Origin of the sequence: Collinsella sp. LCP19S3_A6 (assembly GCF_052122015.1) — a bacterium.
Lineage (GTDB): Bacteria > Actinomycetota > Coriobacteriia > Coriobacteriales > Coriobacteriaceae > Collinsella.
The window spans coordinates 161,716-179,632 of record NZ_JBQKDD010000003.1 but is presented as its reverse complement, the minus strand read 5'-3'; the positions used below and the strand labels follow the sequence as shown (position 1 = coordinate 179,632).

General features: G+C 59.1%; 14 protein-coding genes and 1 tRNA gene. 8 read left to right on the top strand and 7 right to left on the bottom strand.

The window, feature by feature from the left end; all coding sequences use genetic code 11:
* Window positions 1-356 precede the first annotated feature (356 nt).
* The 4 genes from ACTQVX_RS03115 to ACTQVX_RS03100 all read right to left on the bottom strand — a co-directional run bounded on the left by ACTQVX_RS03115 (window position 357) and on the right by ACTQVX_RS03100 (window position 5,076).
* Window positions 357-433, bottom strand: a tRNA-Glu gene (locus ACTQVX_RS03115).
* 300 nt (window positions 434-733) lie between these two features.
* A complete protein-coding gene (locus tag ACTQVX_RS03110) occupies window positions 734-2,911 on the bottom strand; it encodes a MurT ligase domain-containing protein (protein WP_441560152.1) in 2,178 nt (725 codons plus the stop codon).
* A gap of 45 nt (window positions 2,912-2,956) precedes the next feature.
* The gene (locus ACTQVX_RS03105; RefSeq protein ID WP_441560150.1) at window positions 2,957-4,000 is read right to left on the bottom strand and encodes a hypothetical protein; all 1,044 of its coding nucleotides are present in this window, start codon (window positions 3,998-4,000) and stop codon (window positions 2,957-2,959) included.
* Complete coding sequence (locus tag ACTQVX_RS03100) at window positions 4,000-5,076, bottom strand: hypothetical protein (RefSeq protein ID WP_441541333.1); 1,077 nt, start codon at window positions 5,074-5,076, stop codon at window positions 4,000-4,002. Before ACTQVX_RS03100 ends, ACTQVX_RS03105 begins: the two co-directional genes overlap by 1 nt.
* 500 nt (window positions 5,077-5,576) lie before the next feature.
* On the opposite strand from ACTQVX_RS03100, the gene ACTQVX_RS03095 reads away from it, so the two are divergent.
* From ACTQVX_RS03095 to ACTQVX_RS03075, 5 genes are all read left to right on the top strand, one after another.
* On the top strand, window positions 5,577-6,791 hold the full coding sequence (locus tag ACTQVX_RS03095; RefSeq protein WP_441032446.1) for an iron-containing alcohol dehydrogenase: 1,215 nt from the start codon (window positions 5,577-5,579) through the stop codon (window positions 6,789-6,791).
* A 151-nt stretch (window positions 6,792-6,942) separates the two neighbouring features.
* Window positions 6,943-8,010, top strand: a complete 1,068-nt coding sequence (locus ACTQVX_RS03090; RefSeq protein WP_441032449.1) for a glycerol dehydrogenase — start codon at window positions 6,943-6,945, stop codon at window positions 8,008-8,010.
* A 151-nt stretch (window positions 8,011-8,161) separates the two neighbouring features.
* On the top strand, window positions 8,162-9,415 hold the full coding sequence (locus tag ACTQVX_RS03085) for a 4Fe-4S binding protein (protein WP_441032451.1): 1,254 nt from the start codon (window positions 8,162-8,164) through the stop codon (window positions 9,413-9,415).
* A 114-nt stretch (window positions 9,416-9,529) separates the two neighbouring features.
* Window positions 9,530-10,606: a redox-regulated ATPase YchF gene (gene ychF, locus ACTQVX_RS03080; RefSeq protein WP_089572784.1), complete on the top strand. Its 1,077-nt coding sequence runs from the start codon at window positions 9,530-9,532 to the stop codon at window positions 10,604-10,606.
* 11 nt (window positions 10,607-10,617) lie between these two features.
* Window positions 10,618-11,001, top strand: coding sequence for a DUF1648 domain-containing protein (locus ACTQVX_RS03075; RefSeq protein WP_154517947.1), 384 nt, complete (start codon window positions 10,618-10,620; stop codon window positions 10,999-11,001).
* A 9-nt stretch (window positions 11,002-11,010) separates the two neighbouring features.
* Here the strand turns inward: ACTQVX_RS03075 and ACTQVX_RS03070 are convergent, their stop codons facing one another.
* Complete coding sequence (locus ACTQVX_RS03070) at window positions 11,011-11,400, bottom strand: hypothetical protein (RefSeq protein ID WP_195838610.1); 390 nt, start codon at window positions 11,398-11,400, stop codon at window positions 11,011-11,013.
* A gap of 76 nt (window positions 11,401-11,476) precedes the next feature.
* On the opposite strand from ACTQVX_RS03070, the gene ACTQVX_RS03065 reads away from it, so the two are divergent.
* The gene (locus tag ACTQVX_RS03065; protein WP_427719445.1) at window positions 11,477-11,695 is read left to right on the top strand and encodes a helix-turn-helix domain-containing protein; all 219 of its coding nucleotides are present in this window, start codon (window positions 11,477-11,479) and stop codon (window positions 11,693-11,695) included.
* Window positions 11,696-12,012: 317 nt separating this feature from the next.
* On the opposite strand, the gene ACTQVX_RS03060 is transcribed toward ACTQVX_RS03065, so the two are convergent.
* Window positions 12,013-13,026 (bottom strand): asparaginase, encoded by a 1,014-nt coding sequence (locus tag ACTQVX_RS03060; protein WP_441032456.1) that lies wholly within the window; start codon window positions 13,024-13,026, stop codon window positions 12,013-12,015.
* A gap of 268 nt (window positions 13,027-13,294) precedes the next feature.
* Here ACTQVX_RS03060 and guaA point away from each other — a divergent pair, with 268 nt between their 5' ends.
* Entirely contained in the window at window positions 13,295-14,893 is a 1,599-nt protein-coding gene (gene guaA / locus ACTQVX_RS03055) for a glutamine-hydrolyzing GMP synthase (RefSeq protein ID WP_427795973.1), read from the top strand.
* A gap of 128 nt (window positions 14,894-15,021) precedes the next feature.
* On the opposite strand, the gene ACTQVX_RS03050 is transcribed toward guaA, so the two are convergent.
* Window positions 15,022-16,239 carry an InlB B-repeat-containing protein gene (locus tag ACTQVX_RS03050; protein ID WP_441545377.1) on the bottom strand — a complete coding sequence of 406 codons (1,218 nt, stop codon included), beginning with the start codon at window positions 16,237-16,239 and terminating at the stop codon, window positions 15,022-15,024.
* A gap of 337 nt (window positions 16,240-16,576) precedes the next feature.
* On the opposite strand from ACTQVX_RS03050, the gene ACTQVX_RS03045 reads away from it, so the two are divergent.
* On the top strand, window positions 16,577-17,914 hold the full coding sequence (locus ACTQVX_RS03045; protein ID WP_441038881.1) for an LPXTG cell wall anchor domain-containing protein: 1,338 nt from the start codon (window positions 16,577-16,579) through the stop codon (window positions 17,912-17,914).
* Window positions 17,915-17,917: the final 3 nt, after the last annotated feature.

Genomic DNA, 17,917 nt, shown 5'->3' with positions numbered 1-17,917 from the left:
TAAGCCGGGGTCCGCATCGCGCGGGCCCCGGCTTTTTGATTGCGAAGGACGCTTTGGAGTCCGTTTTGCCGCCGATTTGCCGGGGTCCGCACCCTGTCGGGTTCGAATCCCGGCGTTGGGGTAGAAAAAAGCCCGCCACCGCGAGGGTAACGGGCTTCTCGTTTTAAATGGTGCCCCCAGCGGGATATCCGCGTGCGGCTGGCGCCGCCCGCCTTCGCTGCGTCGCTTCGCTCCTTGCGTGCTGCGCTGGAAAACGCTTCGCGTTTCCTCAGCTCCGCACCCTGTCGGGTTCGAATCCCGGCACATCGGTAACAAAAAGCCCGCTACTGAATTGGTAACGGGCTTCTCAGATTCTGTGGTGCCCCCAGCGGGATTCGAACCCGCGATATCCACCTTGAAAGGGTGGCGTCCTTGGCCGCTAGACGATGGGGACAGCGGGAAAGAGTATAGCAGACTTTTTTGTCGGCGCGTATATCGTTGGCAAACTGGAAAACCACCACACAGGAGCTGGCCCTCTCCCCCCCGATCTTCAAAAATCTCAATCTATAACATCTGGGCGGGTAAATCGGCCTTATCTGTTACAGATTGAGACAAAATGCAGGCGTCGGGACGAACGTCTCAATCTGTAACAGTAAGACGACCTTTGGTGGTCTAGATGTTACAGATTGAGACAAACCGCTGGGACGGGTCAAAACCACCACAAAGGTGCCTGTCCCTTTGTGGTGGCGGGGCGTTAGGGGAGGAGCTTCATCGCGGCGTCGTGGGCGGCGTGCTCGTAGGTGTCGTCGAGGGGCTTGAGCGGCAGCAGGGCGGCGGCCTGTGCATCGCCACGGCGCTCAAGGGCATGGGCGATGAGCCAGTCGGCGAGCTCGGGGTTCTTGGGCAGTGCCGGTCCGTGTAGGTACGTGCCGATGACGCCCTTGTAGATGAGGCCTTCAAAGCCATCGTCGCCGTTATTGCCGGTGCCCGTGACGACAGACGTTCCGAGCGGCGTGGCCTCTGCATCGAGCAGGGTGCGGCCGCCGTGGTTCTCGAACCCCACAAAGGGCTCGGGTGCCAGGTCGGTCTTGACGGCGACGTTGCCTATCAGGCGGTCGGAGCCGCGCACGGTCTCGGCGGCGATGACACCTAGGCCCTCGATGCGATTCTCGCCCATATAGTACGAACGACCGAGCAGCTGATAGCTGCCGCAGATAGCGAGCAACGAGCCGCCGTCCTCAACATATGTCGCAACCTTGTCCTTTTGAGCGAGCAGCTCGTGTGCCACAGCCAACTGATCGCGGTCGGCACCGCCGCCCATCATGACGATGTCGGCGTCGGTAAGATCGAGCGTCTCGCCCATGCGGACCTCGTCCACGCGCGCGGGAATGCCGCGCCAGGCGCAGCGGCGCTCGAGGGCGATGACGTTGCCGCCGTCGCCATAGAGGTTGAGGGCATCGGGATACAGATAGACGATGCGCAGCGGGCGCGGAAGCTCGACCGACGCAATATCGGTGGGGACGGCGCTGCCATCGGTGCGTGTTACGGCGCAGGAGGCAACCGAGCTCGCATCGGCGTCTTTAAGTCCGTCGAGCTCTTTGACCAGCGGCGGGAATGCCGTGTAATTGGCGACGGCGTAGAAGGTGTCATCGGCTGCCTCATCTGCCACGGCGCCGATCGCCTGCTCGATATTCGAGATGATGGCGGCGTCGATGCCGGCGTACTTCAGGCGCACCTGCATGTCGTGCGCGCGCGTACCCCCGGCAAAGGCGATAAGCCCTGGGGTATCGGCGATGCGCTCGAAGTCGACGTCGTAGATCCACGAGACATCGTGGCCGTCGGCGTCGTTGTCATTCAGGAAGAAGGCGCAGAGTCTGCCGCCTGCCGTTTTAATGGACTGGATCTGGCGATCGAAGCCCACGGGATTTTTGGCCAGGTTTGCCTCGACGGTACGGCCGGCGATTTCCCAGCGGCCCATGCGCCCGCCGGCGGGGACGTAGGCATCGAGCGTGGGCTGCAGATGCGCTGCGTCCACGCCCAACTCGCGCGCCGCAAAGAAGGCGGCGGCAACGTTGTAGACCATGTACAAGCCGTTGTAGCGTGTGGCGATGTGCGTTGCGGGCGCTTTTGCCTCGGGTCCAAAGGCCAGGTCAAAGCCGTAGCCGTCGCAGCCGAGCTCAACGCCTGTCACGCGACGGACCAGCGCGGGGCGACTCCAACCGCACGAAGGACAATGATAGGCGCCGAGCTGGCCGTACTGAACATAGTCGTACTCCAGCGGCGCGTTGCATTGCGAGCAAAAACGCGAGTCGCTAATGCGATCGGACTCGGTGCCCGTGGCGCCGTCGATGCCAAAGGCGATGCTCATATTGGGGACGCGTGCGGCGATCGAGGCGCAGAGCGGGTCGTCGGCGTTATAGATGAGCGTCGTTGCCGGCGAAAGCTCCAACGCGTGGACGATGACGTCCTGGGTGTGGTCGATCTCGCCGTAGCGGTCCAGCTGGTCGCGGAACAGGTTGAGCAGCACAAAGTACGTTGGCTTGAGCTTGGGCAAGACGCGCACCGTGTAGAGCTCGTCGCACTCAAAGACGCCTACGCGCTTGCTGCTGGCGGCACGCTTAAGATCGCTGCGGCCCTCGAGCAGGGCACCCACCACGCCCGGCTCCATGTTGTTGCCGGCGCGGTTGCATACCACGGTGGCGCCGCTGGCGGCAACGGCGTCGGCGATGAGGTTGGAGGTGGTGGTCTTACCGTTGGTGCCGGTGACCACCACGCTGCGGTCGACAAGGCCCGCGAGGTCGCTTAGCAGCTCGGGGTCGATCTTCATGGCGATGCGGCCGGGGAGTACGCCGCCCTGGCGCTTAAGGATGGAGCGCAGCCCCCAGCGGGCGATATCGCTCGAAGTGCAGGCGAGAGATGAGCGGAAGTTCATGAAGCCGTTCCTAACGTGAATGACATGGTCGTGGCGATCGTGCCGTTAAAAGCCATAACGGCGCGCAAATTCCTGGGCAAGCTGTGATACGTCTTCGCAAGCGTTGGCCCAGGGGGCAAAGTCGGGAGTATCCGAGATGATACCGTCGGCCTCCCAAACTGCCTGGTGCGAAAGGTCCCAGGGGTCGTGCGGCTCGGGCCGGCAGGGAAGGTACGGAGTCTGATACATGGGGTTCAGCAGAAAGAACGCGCCGCCCTCGCAGCGGTTGGCAAACTCACGCAGGGCGCGTGTCGCCGGGCGCATCTTGTTCGTTTTGAACAGCAGGATCGTGCGGGCGAGTAGGTACCAGGGGGAGTTCTCGAGGGCATCGGCCCCCATCTGTTCCTCGAGCTGGTGGGCCAGGGCAAAAAAACCGTCCTCGTCTTCCAGACGAGCGAGGGCGAGTAGCACGGTGCCGGCAGCTCGGGTGGGATAGCCTTCCGCCTTAAGAACACGGCGAGAATAGTTGACGGCAGCACGGTAGCGAGCGCTCGCCATACACAGCTGCGAGATGGCCTCGAGCGTGTGGAGCCACCCGATAAGCGCCGGCTCGCTCACGGTGAGATCGGCCGCCGTCACGCCGTCTGTCAGCACCTTGTTGGTCCAGTAGTGCGGGGCCTCCATATCGAATCCGGGCACGCTTTGCCGTAAGTAATCGGCTGTGGTCGCCTCGAGCTTCATCAGGTCGCCCAGGCAGGCGTCGACGGGCGTGTCCGCCAAAATGATGGCAAGCAGCTGGGCATCGAAGACATACGCATCGACGCGGACGATCTTGAGCAGCTCATCGCGCATATCGTCGAACAGGCGGTTGCGCGTCTGCTCAAACTCCTCATCGCTGCCCATATTCTCGATACGATGGAGCTCGTCGAGCAGGTGGCGGTGAACACCGGCATAGGAAAGCAGTGCCTGGGCATGCTCGGTCTGCGCATACTTATGAGGGTTGACGCTTACGTCGTTATGGACAAGATCGCGTGCTGCATCGGTGAGTTCGGGGTGCGACGCAACGTAGGCGCGCTCCAGGTAGGCGGGGATGTAGACGCTCGGATCCATTAGAGGTCTCCTCCCTTAAACGGCAAGCCCTGCTCGGCCGCCCGCAGGATGCGCTCGTCAATCTGGGAACGCACGATATCGTTGGTGGCGACCCAGGCGGCAAAGCTGGCGTTGTCGGGGGCGCCCAAGCCCTCCTGCAGTACCGGCGTCGCTTCGGACAGCGCAAGGACAAGCTCGTCGGTGGAGCCCACGCCCACGTTGACGCGGGCATAGACGCCATCGGGAAACTCGGTTTGAAAGTAAAGCGCCTCGGCTGCGTGCGGGCACGAGCGCGCAAGGATGCGCAAGTAGTGCTCGGCGCCCTCGTAGTCCAGCTCGCGCCAGGCAGCGCTCATCAGCGCGATGAGTGTCCACGGGTCTAAGTCGCGCTCCGCGTCCTTGGGACGACGACGCAGCGGCGTGTTGGCAAGATAGGGGACGGAGTGGGCAGAGCGAAAGCGTTTGAGCTCCTCGGCGGGGTATTCGAGTTTTGCCATGGCGAGCATCGCAGTGTGGCGGACACCGGCCGGATCGTTGGGGGCAAAGTCCAGGCTGCGGTTTGCGGTTTCGAGCGACAGGCGGTAACGGCCGCTAATGAGGGCGCGCGACGCAAGGGCGGCAAGCCAGCGCAGGTAGGGGCGGCGTGTAAGGTCGCCTGCGGCCTCGCGCTCGTAGGGGTCCTGCGCCGAGGCGATCTTGAGTGCCAGGTCGTGCTCGACTTCATCGCACTTGGATACCAAGTACTGTACGTACTCCTCGTTGGAGTTAGCGGTGAGGGCGGTCAACATGCGCTGAGCGTCCCAATTGGTCGGGTCGAGTGCGGCTGCCTCGCAAAGCATGTTTTCGGCAGCGGCCTCTTCTTGCTCTGCCTGGGTATCGTCAGGGATAAAGGGAATGCGGTAGTCGACAGCCTCGACTACCTTGGCAATCAGATGTCCGGCGCGGTCGCGGTCGTGCACGATGAGCGGCGCGGGGTTGCGGGTGAATTGTTCCATCAGACGCTCTACGGCAGGGCCGTCGGTGAGCGGGATATTGTCGCGGCGCAAGGCCTCAAGAACGAGGCGATGGCAATCTTCTTGAATGGGATCGAATGCCATGGGGCCTCCTTTGCTGCGGTTAGGGTTCAAATGTCTCTATATAAGGTTCTAGTTTACCCGCATGAGGCACATTGGGAGTGCCGCACTTGGACATGCACCTTTGCACCACGAAGACGGATGTCGCACAAATGTCGGCACCTTGGACGACCGAGTGGTATCACGGTGCCGCAAACGGTCGATTTTTGGCGGCGAACGGTGTGTCTTTTGGAGGGGCACAGTCCTGCCCTGGATATGTGGTCAACCTTGATAAAACGTTTGCCCAGCTTGGGAGTATGAATGCCGCATAAGGGTCTTCAGGGATAGAAAAAACGTTTCATCATTGTCGACTTTCGGTAAATAACTGACCAACCAGAACGGTAAAATACTATTTGTCTGAGCGTTGAGACGTTTAGACATCGCGCATTGTCATCGCCGGCAACGCGCAAAACGGTCCTAACGGAGCCAATCGGGTGCTCCGTTATATACGCAAGTCTAAGAGGGGCTTGTTTAGGAGGCACAGTATGGGACGTTTTACCAATCCTCGCGATCTGTACTTTGGTGAGGGCGCTCGCCACGAGGTGAAGAACCTCAAGGGCAGCAAGGCCATCATCGTGACCGGCGGCGGCTCCATGCGCCGCGGCGGTTTTTTGCAGGACGTCGAGGCCGACCTCAAGGAGGCCGGTTTCGAGGTCAAGCTGTTCGAGGGCGTCGAGTCCGATCCGTCCGTCGAGACGGTCATGAAGGGCGCCGAGGCCATGACCGAGTTCCAGCCCGACTGGATTATCGCCATTGGCGGTGGCTCGCCCATCGATGCCGCTAAGGCTATGTGGCTGTTCTACGAGTATCCCGAGGAGACCTTCGAGGAGGCGGTCGTCCCGTTCTCCTTCCCGGAGCTCCGTCAGAAGGCTCACTTCTGCGCCATCTCCTCTACCTCCGGCACCGCTACCGAGGTCACCGCGTTCTCCGTCATCACCGACTACGCCAAGGGCATCAAGTACCCGCTGGCCGACTTCAACATCACCCCTGATGTCGCCATCGTCGACCCCGAGCTCACCTACACCATGCCCTCCAAGCTGTGCGCTCACACCGGTATGGACGCTCTGACTCACGCCATCGAGGCCTACGTCTCCACCGCTGGCTCCATGTACACCGACGCCAACGCCCTGCATGCTATCCGCGAGATCGTCGAGTGGCTGCCCAAGTCCTATCAGGGCGATCATGAGGCCCGCCAGCACATGCACGACGCCCAGTGCATCGCCGGCATCGCCTTCTCCTCGGGTCTGCTGGGCATTGTCCACTCCATGGCTCACAAGACCGGTGCCGCCTTTGAGGGCGACCACATCATCCACGGTTGCGCCAACGCCATGTACCTGGGCAAGGTCATCCAGTTCAACGCCAAGGACGCTCGCGCCAAGAGCCGCTACGCCTTCATCGCCAAGGAGATCCTGCACCTCGCCGGCGAGACCGAGGACGAGCTGGTCGAGGCTCTGGTCCAGGAGATTCGCGACCTCAACGACAAGCTCGACATCCCGCAGGGCATCAAGAACTACGGTGCCAAGGGCGTGAAGGCCGACGAGTCCATCATCGATTACGATGAGTTCGAGGCTAAGAAGCACGACGTTGCCGCCAACGCCATCCTCGACGCCTGCACGGGCTCCAACCCGCGCCAGCCGTCTCAGGAGGAGATGGAGCAGCTGCTCGAGTGCGTCTACACCGACACCCCGGTCACGTTCTAATCGGCACACATTGTTCTGATAAGGGTCTCGCGCTCTGTGCGCGGGACCCTTTTTCTATGGTGCAATCTAACCTGTCCTCAATGCGCCAAGTTGCCACAAGGGGACAGGTGGCTTTGCACCAATCGTTGTTTGATGAAGGGCGGATTCTCGTATGGCGCTTCCTATGGTTTATGGCGGTCCCGGCCGGTATGTTCAGGGGCCGGGCGAACTTTCGCGTCAGGGCAGATATTTGTCATGGTTGGGCTGCGCTGCCTATGTCTTGTTTGACCAGGGCACCGAGGATCGGCTGTGCAGGCAGATCGTCGATGGATTTCTGGACGAAGATCTAAGCGAGCCGTTCTTTAAGATTTATGACGGTCCGTGTACGGAAGAGGCCGTTGTCGAAATGGCTAAGGAAGCCCAGGCTGAGTATTGCGACATGGTGGTGGGTATTGGCGGCGGCAAGATGCTCGATATCGCCAAGGCCGTTGCGTTTTATGCCGAGTTGCCGTTGTGCGTATGCCCCACGGCGGCTTCGATGGACGGTCCGTGCAGCGCGATTTCGGTGCTGTATCACGAGGATGGGTCGTTCGACCGCTATCTGATGCTCGAAAAGAATCCAGATTTGGTTGTGGTCGATACCGGCGTGGTCGCGGCAGCCCCGCTGCGTATGACGGTCGCTGGCATGGGCGACGCACTGGCAACGTATTTCGAGGCGCGTTCGTGCGCCGCGGCGCACGGCGCCAACGAGCACGGTGGAGCGCCAGGACACTTGGCCTTGGTTGCGGCTCGTGCCTGCTATGACACGCTTATGGAGTGCGGCGTCGCTGCCAAGCGCGATCTTAAAAAGGGTCGTATATCGCCGGCGGTTGAGCGCCTGATCGAGTGCAATATCCTACTCTCGGGCGTCGGCTTTGAGAGCGGTGGCTTGGCGTTGGCGCATGCTATCGCCAACGGCCTGACGATTCTGCCCGAGTGCAAGGCCATGCATGGTGAGGCCGTGGCATTTGGCCTGGTGGTGCAGCTTCGTTTGGAGCGCGCGCCCGAGCTTGATCAGGTGCTCGAGTTTTGCCAGCGCGTTGGTCTGCCGACGACACTCGAGGAGCTGGGCCTTGGCGAGATTTCCGATGATGACCTGCTGAGCGTTGCGGACGCAACTTTTAAGAACGAGCGCAATATGGCTAACGAACAGGCCAAGGTGACCAAACAAAAGCTCGTGCAGCTCATGTGCGAGGCATAGCTTGGCGCTTGATTGACCTTGTGCAATCGAGGCGGCGATAGGCCATAGGCTATTTGTCTCAATGATGCGCCGCATGTAATTTGCCCGAGGCGTGGGCCGATGGCGTATCATTATCTCTTGCTTGTTTGCACTGCTCAGGGAGGGGCCGCGCATGGCGCAGGAACACGATCTGTTTGATGACATTATCGAGATCAGCAAGGGTTTCGACTTTCTTAAAAACCCGCTTGGCGGTGTGACCGATGCGCTCGATCCGTCGGCGCCGCAGTGGAATCCTGCCGACTATAAGGAGCGTCCGCGCGGCAACACCATTCCGTGCCTGACCTGCAAAAACGAAAAGAGCGGCTGCACTGCGTGCATGGATGTGTGCCCGGTCAACGCTATCGAGGTCGAGGAAGACTCCATCGAGATTCTCGACTCCTGCCGCAAGTGCGGCCTGTGCGCCGCTGCCTGTCCGACCGAGGCAATCATCTCGCCGCGTCTGGCGCCCAAAAACCTGTATGACGACATTGTCTCGGCGGCAACGAGCCACGAGACCGCCTACGTCACCTGCACGCGCGCCCTCAAGCGCATGCCGCGCGAGAACGAGGTCGTCGTTGCCTGCGTGGGCGATATTACGGCCGAGACCTGGTTCTCGGTACTGGCGGACTATCCCAACGTGAGCGTGTATCTTCCGCTGGGCGTGTGCGATAAATGCCGCAACACCGGTGGCGAGGATATCCTGGGCGAGGCGATTGCGAAGGCTGAGGAGTGGTCTGGCACGGGTATGGGCCTGGAGGTCGACCCCAAGAGCCTCAAGTGCCATAAGCTCCGCGAGTACGAGCGCAAGGAGTACATGGAAAAGATTGCCCGCACGACGGGTCTGACGGTGACCAAGCTCAACCCGGCGACGGCGGCGCTGGCCTCGGTGACGCAGAAGTTGAAGGCCCATCGCCATCAGATTACCCAGCTGGAGCGCACGCTCAACACCATGTGCGGCACCACGACGGCAAAGCGTCGCCGTTCGCTCACGCATGGGCGGCAGCTGGTGCTTTCGACACTGCAGAACCATCCCGAGCTTGCCCAGAACATGCAGGTGAGTACGCCTGAGTGCGATTTTGACAAGTGCACGTCGTGTGGCGAGTGCGTCAATGTATGCCCCACGTTCGCCTGCGATTTGGTGGGAAGCGGCCGCTTCGCGTTGGAGTCCACATATTGCTTGGGCTGCGGCGCCTGTGTCAAGGTTTGTCCCGAACATGCGCTCAAGCTGGTCGAACACGATGCGTCCAACTTGGTTGTCGTCGACCCCGAAGCCGAGGAAAAGGCCGCTCAGAAGGCCAAAGCCCACGAAGAGGCCCAAAAGGTAAAAGCCGAGGCGAAGGCCAAGCTCGACAAGATGCTCGACCAGGTGGAGAAGCTCGCGGACTAGCCAGCTACCCCAATCTCTGCTTCATTTGCGCCGCCGCGGTGTCCGGATTCGCCCGGATGCTGTGGCGGCGCTATACTTATACAGTTTGAAGTACCTGTACCAAAAGGAGCTGTCGTGTCCCTTTCCATCGGTATCGTGGGCCTGCCCAACGTGGGCAAGTCGACGCTGTTCACCGCGCTTACCAAAAAGACCGGCCTCGCCGCCAACTACCCGTTTGCCACGATCGACCCCAACGTGGGTATCGTCGATGTGCCCGATAGCCGCCTGCAAAAGCTCGCCGACATTGTCAACCCTGGCCGCATTGTGCCGGCTACGGTCGAGTTTGTCGACATCGCGGGCCTGGTGAAGGGTGCCAACGAGGGCGAGGGCCTGGGCAACCAGTTCTTGGCAAACATTCGCGAGACCGACGCTATCTGCGAGGTCGTGCGCTATTTTAAGGATCCCAACGTCATGCGTGAGGTGGGTCGTACGGGCGAGTTCGTCGATCCCGCCGGCGATGCCGACACCATCATGACCGAGCTTATCCTGGCCGACATGGGCACGCTCGAGAAGCAGCTGCCTAAGCTCGAGAAGGAGGCCAAGCGCGACAAGGAGCTCATGCCCAAGTTTGAGGTCGCCAAGCGCCTGCTCGCCTGGCTCAACGAGGGCAAGCGCGCCGCGTCCATGGAGATGACCGACGAGGAGCGCGCCGCTGCCAAGGGCCTGTTCCTACTCACCATGAAGCCCATCTTGTATGTGGCCAACGTGGACGAGGACATGCTCAACGAGGACCTGGCGCCCATCGATGGCGTCAAGCCGCTGCCGATCTGCGCCAAGATCGAGGCCGAGCTTTCCGAGCTCGATCCCGAGGATGCGGCCGACTACCTGGAGAGCCTGGGCCTGGAGCAGCCCGGCCTGGACGTGCTCGCGCAGGCAGCCTACAAGCTGCTCGGTCTGCAGTCGTTCTTTACGGCTGGCGAGATGGAGGTCAAGGCCTGGACGGTGCGTCAGGGCGCGACCGCCCCGCAGGCCGCCGGTGTCATTCATACCGACTTTGAGCGCGGCTTTATTAAGGCCGAGGTCATTGGCTATGACGACTACATCGAGCTCGGTGGCGAGCAAGGCGCCAAGGCTGCAGGCAAGCTGCGCATCGAGGGCAAAGAGTATGTCATGGCCGATGGCGACGTCGTGCACTTCCGCTTTAACGTGTAAGGACGGCGAGCATGTTTAAATATGGAAAAAAAGCTGGCTACATGGGCATCGCGCTGCTGGTGCTTGCAGTGCTTCCGCTGGTGGTCGCAGCGTTTGTAATCCCCAACATTGGTCCCGAGGTGGCAACAAAGTTTAATGCCGCCGGTGAGGTGACGCGCTGGGGCAAGAGCTACGAGCTGCTGGCATTGCCGGTGCTCAACCTGCTGCTGAGCGTGGCGACGTACTTTACGGCGGGACGCCAGGCAAAGAACAATGAGGACTCCGCCGCCATGGCGCGCATCGTGTGCGAGCGCTACCTGCGAAACGGCTGCATCACGGGCGCATTCCTCAACGTAATTAACGTCTACTTTATGTATTCGGCGATTACCGGCACAGGCTTTGGCCTGGGCTTTTAGCTTGCGCCTTTAGGCAACGAGCCTGCAAGCATATTCGATGGCTGCTGCGAGGCCGCCGCTCGATCGTGGTTGAAAGACCACATCGGCGGCGGCCTCGTTTTCGTATCCGGCACCGCGAAGGCAGAGCGCGATACCGGCTTCCAAGAGAAGGGGCAGGCCACACTGGCTGGTTGCGATTACGGCAGCCTGATTGAGTGAGCAGCCGTGCGCTTGGCATTGGATGGCAAGTTCACCTTGCGCTGGGCAAGGGACCAAAACGGCGGCGACGCGACTTGATAGCAATGCAAATGCTGTGCGCTCATCGGGCGAAAGGCATTCTGCTTCAACGACGACGAGCTTGGGCGGTGCGCTGTTTGTGCGAAGCGTGGCTCGGTACATGCGGACCGAAGAACCCGACATAGAAAACTCCTGTATATTAGGCAAAACGTAAACTATAGTTTACGTTTTTGTTTTGCTCCATTTCAAACTCGTCTGCATGAACGAACATGCGAAACAGATTCTTGGCGAGCGAGTCGAGCGGACGCGCAAGGCCCTTGGTATCTCCAAGGTCGATTTTTGCGTGGCGGTTGGAATCAGCCGACCTTATCTCGATCAAATCGAAAGCGGAACGGCAAACAGCACGCTCGAGATTTTATTTAAACTTGCGCCCGCGCTTGGCATGACGGTGTCAGAGCTTCTCGAGGGCATTGAGTAGGCGTTTTTGCTAGATTTGTCGTTTGCTGAACGGGTCCCCCCGACGGCGGCGTGCAAAAACCCGAGTATTCAGCATCCCTCAATAAATTGACAGCAACCGAAGGCGCAAATACGATGCTTGCTGTTTTGGATTATCCACAAAATTCATTATTATGAGGAATAATAGACGCGTGGGACGAGCCTATCGAACCGAAAAGCGATTTACAGCTAGCGGTTTTAACGTTTCCGGAAGGGGCGGGTGCTGAAAACTCCGCTTTTTGCACGTTCCGAGAGGTACCACGTGCCCTACAAGGCCCAAAGAGGCGGATTTTGTTTTAGCTACACCATCGGGATGCGGTCATGGTTGACTTGGCTGTAGAACAGGCGCTGAATCTCGGCCGCATCACGTGACTGGCCGAGCGCCCACATGGTCTTGGCCACGAGCGTTTCGGTGGTCATATCGTCGCCGCGCAAAATACCCGGATGGTCGGCGTAGGCACGGCCGACCTCATAAACACCCAGATCGAGGCCCTCTTCGGGGACCTGTGTGGTCATAACGACGGTGCGACCCGAATCGACCCAGCGGAAAATTGCTTCTTGGAACGACTCGCCCGACTCACCAAACTCGGGGATACCGCCAATGCCAAAGGTCTCCAGAATCACGGCGTCGTAGCTATCGGCAAGGGCGTCGAGGATGCCCGGGTTTACGCCGGGCGTAAGCTTGAGTACAAATACGCGCGGATCGATGCTGTCGTAGAAATGCACCGGGTTTTCGCCCTGATGCGTGCCGTGGAGCCCGTTGCGCACGATGCGGTCGTTGCGGATGTAGGCAATGGGCGGATAGTTGACGCTAATGAACGCGTTAAAGCTCATGGTGCGCTGCTTGCGGGCGCGCGTGCCGGCTATGGCCACACCGCCAAACACGATTGAGACGTCGTGCGAATGCTCGTCAAGCGCATAGAGCAGGCTCTGGTACAGATTGAGCTTGGCATCGGTAAAGGGGTTGCCCATGGGCTTTTGCGAGCCGGTGAGCACGATGGGCTTGGGGCTGTCCTGAATCAGGTAAGAAAGCGCCGCCGCGGTGTAGCTCATGGTGTCGGTGCCGTGCAGAATCACGAAGCCGTCGTGGTCGGCATAGCCCTCGACGATGACGTCGCGGATACGCATCCAGTCACTCGGACGCATATTGGTGCTGTCGATGTTCATGGGCTGCACGACGTCGAGCTCGCAGAGGCCCGAGATCTCGGGGACGCTCTGGGCGAGTTCCTCACCGGTCAGGACGGGGGAGAGGCCGTTGCCGTCCTCGGTCGATGCGATGGTGCCGCCCGTGGCGATGAGAAGGATGCGCTTCATGTTGGTGTTCCTATCGTATTTGCCGCCCCAGAGGCGGAGTCGTTCGGCAGTATTGTGGCACAGGGCGTCCAATGTTCAAACGTATTACATCATCTGTAACGTTTGGTAACACTTCAATTGCCGTCAAATAGGGGCCCAGGTCGTGCGTTTGCCGTGCGCTGATGGCTGCGAGGGACGAGAAACCCCATATAACGTGTACACTATGAAAGTTATTCTCGTTTATTCGCGCGGGTGGGCATCGGCTCCCCGCCAACAAGAGGGGGAAACCATGGATCAAAAGGCTTCCGCAAAGGTCCTCGTACTCGACTTTGGTGCGCAGTACGGTCAGCTCATTGCCCGTCGCGTCCGCGACCTCAACGTGTATTCCGAGATTGTTCCCTGCGACATCTCGGCCGATGAGATTCGCGAGATGAACGCCTCTGCGCTCATCCTTTCCGGCGGCCCGGCCTCCGTGTATGCCGAGGACGCTCCGTCCATCGATCCTGCCATCTTTGACCTGGGCCTTCCCGTCCTGGGCTTCTGCTACGGCCATCAGATCACGGCCGTGACGCTCGGCGGCAAGGTCGGCCACTCAGAGGTGGGCGAGTACGGCCGTGCTACCATCACACGCACGGCCGGCGCCAAGCTCTTTAACTCCACGCCCATGAAGCAAACCGTGTGGATGAGCCACCGCGACGCCGTTTCCGAGGTACCCGAGGGCTTTACCGTTACCGCCAGCACCGACGTGTGCCCGGTTGCCGCCATGGAGTGCCCCGAGCGCAAGATTTTCACCACGCAGTTCCACCCCGAGGTCAAACACTCCGAGTACGGTCAGCAGCTGCTGAGCAACTTCCTGTTTGAGATCTGCGGCCTGGAGCCCAACTGGAGCATGGACAACCTGGTCGAGACCATGACAGCCGAGTTCCGCGAGAAGGTCGGCGACGACCGCGTGATTTTGGCCCTGTCCGGTGGCGTCGACTCCTCCGTCGTGGCTGCGCTGGGCGCTCGCGCCGTGGGCAAGCAGATGACCTGTGTGTTCATCAACCACGGCCTGCTGCGCAAGGGCGAGCCCGAGCAGGTGGAGGAGGTCTTCACCAAGCAGTTCGATGTCGACTTTATCCACGTTCACGCCGAGGACCGTTATGCCGAGCTTCTGGCCGGCGTGACCGAGCCCGAGGAGAAGCGCCGCATCATCGGTACTCAGTTCTGGAAAGAGTTCTTCGCCGTGGCGCAGCAGCTCGAGACCGATGGCAAGTCGGTCAAGTACCTGGCTCAGGGCACCATCTACCCCGACATCATCGAGTCCGGCGCTCGCAAGACGGGCGGCAAGACGGCCACCATCAAGAGCCATCACAACCTGATCCCGTTCCCCGAGGGCGTACACTTCGACCTCATTGAGCCGCTTGATCACTTCTTTAAGGACGAGGTCCGCGCTCTTGGTCTGGCACTGGGCCTGCCGGGTCATATCGTGTTCCGTCAGCCTTTCCCGGGTCCGGGTCTGGCCATCCGCATCATCGGTGCGGTCGACAAGGAGAAGCTCGAGATCCTCAAGAACGCCGACGCTATCGTGCGCGAGGAGCTCGACGCCTACAACCAGCGCCTGTTTGAGCAGACCGGCGAGCGCAACTCTGAGCACAGCTGCTGGCAGTATTTCGCGGTCCTGCCCGACATCAAGTCCGTTGGAGTTATGGGCGACGAGCGCACCTATCAGCGCCCGATCATCCTGCGTGCCGTCGAATCCAGTGATGCCATGACCGCCGACTGGGCCAAGCTGCCCTACGATGTGCTGGCCCGCATTTCCGGCCGCATCGTTGCCGAGGTCCCCGGCGCCAACCGCGTGTGCTACGACATTACGTCCAAGCCGCCCGCGACCATTGAGTGGGAATAGGAAAAAATTGGGAATAGAATTCCCAATTTAGTAGGAACAGCGTAATTAGGTACGCGAATGGGAAGGGGAGTCCCGCGGGACTCCCCTCTGTTTAGATCGAGAATTAGAACGGTAACGTCACGTATGCTTTATGCGTGCTTGCGTTTGCGATACGCGATTAAAGCGATGCCGACTGCTATCAGGGCTGCTGCACTGAAGCAAAGGGATGCCAGGAGTGCCATCTGGTTGTCACCGGTCCGGGGGATTGTTGAGTTGGTGGGAGCGGAGTCGGCATTCTTCTCCCACTGGGCGTACAGGGTAGTGTCCTGGTCTGCGTTCTTTTTGGCGTCGAAGGCCTGCTTGCCTTCCTTGTCGTAGGTCCAGCCCTTGAAGGTGTAGCCTTCAGCGGTGGGATCATCGATAAGGGTGATGGGCTTGCCCTTCTCGGTCTGCTTGGTCACACTGTCGCTGTGGCCGTTCATGTCGAAGGTGACATCGACCATTTCGATGATGGGAGTGGAGGGAGCTTCCCAGACAGCCGTGAAGGTGATGTTTTCTTTAGCGGTGTATTCGCCGATAAAGGGATCGGTGCCTTCGGAGCCCTTCATGATCCAGCCAACGAATGTGTAGTCGCCGTCAGTGCCTAGATTAGGGAGTTCGACGATCTCGCCCTTGTTCACGGTTTTGGCCTCAGGTGCGGTCCCGAATTCGGATTCGAAGGAAACGGTGACCTTTTCCTTTTTGGTCCATTTGGCGTAGACGGTCATGGTCGTAGCGGCGGTGCCGTTGAACGAGGTGGTGAGGCCCTCTTCGGTGAACCAGCCGCCAAAGTCATATTCCAGGTCGGTGGGCTGGGGCAGGGTGACGGACGTCCCCTTCTTGACCGTAATGGGGCCAATCTGGGTTCCGTGGCCTTTCATATCGAAGGTCACGGTGACGATTTCGTAGAGCGCTGCACTGATGAATCGGGTATCGGCTTTCGAGCCTTCAATGGAAGATGCTCCTTGTTGGCCGCCAGTAGAAATAGGTGAACCAAAATAGGCGGTTAATATTGACCCATCTCCCGTTGTCAACTCAAGGACAGATGGGGGAATTGTATCTTCGTCGTTATTCGTGATATGGGCCTCCAGGTGATCGCCCGAGCTAGTTTGTCTTATTTCAAGCGTAAGGTGCCTATCATTTGCTGGGACGCCGATATCCCCCGGCGCTGGGACTCTATTCCAAGTGGCAATGGGTCCTTCGTCTTCAGCCCAGGCGTAATTCTGGGTGCCGGAGAAGGTGAAGGCGCAAACGCCGACTATGGCTGCGAGCGTGAGGACGAAAACCGGCAGGCGCCTGGCCAAGGTATCTTTAACCTGTATCTTCACTGCATCCTCCAATTCAAGCGTGCGTTCCCTATTGCAACATTGCATTTCATGTTAACAGAGAATTATTTTCGGGCATGTCCCTTGCTCGGCTCGGGCTTGCTCTGGGCGGGGATGCTTCGTGGTCTTGATGGGGTGGGTGCCTAATTCGAAGGAGGCAGAATCTGGTTTGGTGGTGCTGAAAAGTAACAAATATGATTTACTAGAGGGGTAATTACATTCAAACGACGCATAGCCAACAAAGATTCGGTTATTCTTTACCGGATGGAAAAAACGTAGCAACACACTGTACGTCGTGTTGCGTTTTACGTTGGTTCAATTCGATGCGATTGGAGCAGACATGAGCTTCATGGATGCCGCATTCTCCAAATGGGGAGAGGTCGAAACTGCAGTTCTCTCCCAATCGCTTGCGAAAAGATTTGCGAGGGTGATGCTGGCGGCAGTGCTGGCAGCATCTTTTCTACCCGTTGCAGCTTTCGCTGGTGAGGGTGGGGCGGTAAGCGATCCCGTTGGCAATGCATTCAAAGGCCCTGATAAGATTCAGTACGGCGTTGCTGCACAATATACCAATATAACATCAAGGTCTGAATATAAATGGGATTATATTCGTGACAATGACGGTGGAGATGTCACAATCTCGTATCTTGATAATCTTTATCCTAATCGCAAGACCGTTTCTGTAATGGGAACTCAAGTCGGCCACGTGACCTTGGTGGTTTCGGGAGGTGATGTGGATGAGGAACGATTCGAAATCGAGATTACAAAGCGTAACGTAACTCTTAGGTCCACAAACGTCTCAAAAACCTATGACGGCAAACCTCTTGCCTGTCCCGTATCAGTTGATCCTGGTTTTGCTACGTTTGACGATGTTTATTGCATATCGACTAGTTCTCGGACCAATGTTGGCATAACGAATAATAATACGTTTGAGATAATATTTATTAAGGGTAGTCCCGACTCTTACAATATTACCAAGTTTGAAACAGGTATAGTGGAGATCACACCACGTCCGGTCACCCTGACCTCCGCGAGTGGTTCGAAGGAGTACGACGGCAAGCCCCTGACCAATCACAAGGTCACCGTTGGGGAGGCTGCCCGGGATACTGGTTGGGTCGATGGCCAAGGTGCCACCTATTCTTTCACCGGCTCGCAGAAGATCGTCGGCTCCTCTGAGAATGCATTCGAATGCATCCCCAACGAGGGAACCAATCTGGACAACTATCAGATCAACAAGACGTATGGAACCCTGACCGTTACCGACCGTAGCGAGAAGTACCAGATCACCCTCACTCCTAACTCCAAGTCCGTGACCTACGATGGCACCGAGAAGTCCGTATCCGGTTTCGAGACCCTGGAGTTCCAGATCAATGGTCAGACCTTCTACGTTTCCGGCGTTGAGGCTTCTGCAACGGGCACCGATGCGGGCGAGTACCCTGTAACGAAAAGCGGTCAGGCGGTCGTGACCGATGCCGAGGGCAACGATGTGACCGACCAGTTCATCGTGAACATCGACGATGCCAAGCTGACCATCGTCGGGGTCGACTCCGATAAGTCTGCATCCAATCTCCCTCACACCGGCGATAGCGCCGCCCTGTACCTGATGGGCATCTGCGCTGTTGTACTTACGGCTGGTGCTGGGGCGCTCTTCACGTTCAGAAAGCGCAACAACTATAAATAAGCA

Coding starts and splice junctions, on each gene's coding strand:
- ACTQVX_RS03110 (WP_441560152.1), bottom strand. CDS start 2,911: ATGAACTTCCGCTCATCTCTCGCCTGCACTTCGAGCGATATCGCCCGC.
- ACTQVX_RS03105 (WP_441560150.1), bottom strand. CDS start 4,000: ATGGATCCGAGCGTCTACATCCCCGCCTACCTGGAGCGCGCCTACGTT.
- ACTQVX_RS03100 (WP_441541333.1), bottom strand. CDS start 5,076: ATGGCATTCGATCCCATTCAAGAAGATTGCCATCGCCTCGTTCTTGAG.
- ACTQVX_RS03095 (WP_441032446.1), top strand. CDS start 5,577: ATGGGACGTTTTACCAATCCTCGCGATCTGTACTTTGGTGAGGGCGCT.
- ACTQVX_RS03090 (WP_441032449.1), top strand. CDS start 6,943: ATGGCGCTTCCTATGGTTTATGGCGGTCCCGGCCGGTATGTTCAGGGG.
- ACTQVX_RS03085 (WP_441032451.1), top strand. CDS start 8,162: ATGGCGCAGGAACACGATCTGTTTGATGACATTATCGAGATCAGCAAG.
- ACTQVX_RS03075 (WP_154517947.1), top strand. CDS start 10,618: ATGTTTAAATATGGAAAAAAAGCTGGCTACATGGGCATCGCGCTGCTG.
- ACTQVX_RS03070 (WP_195838610.1), bottom strand. CDS start 11,400: ATGTCGGGTTCTTCGGTCCGCATGTACCGAGCCACGCTTCGCACAAAC.
- ACTQVX_RS03065 (WP_427719445.1), top strand. CDS start 11,477: ATGAACGAACATGCGAAACAGATTCTTGGCGAGCGAGTCGAGCGGACG.
- ACTQVX_RS03060 (WP_441032456.1), bottom strand. CDS start 13,026: ATGAAGCGCATCCTTCTCATCGCCACGGGCGGCACCATCGCATCGACC.
- guaA (WP_427795973.1), top strand. CDS start 13,295: ATGGATCAAAAGGCTTCCGCAAAGGTCCTCGTACTCGACTTTGGTGCG.
- ACTQVX_RS03045 (WP_441038881.1), top strand. CDS start 16,577: ATGAGCTTCATGGATGCCGCATTCTCCAAATGGGGAGAGGTCGAAACT.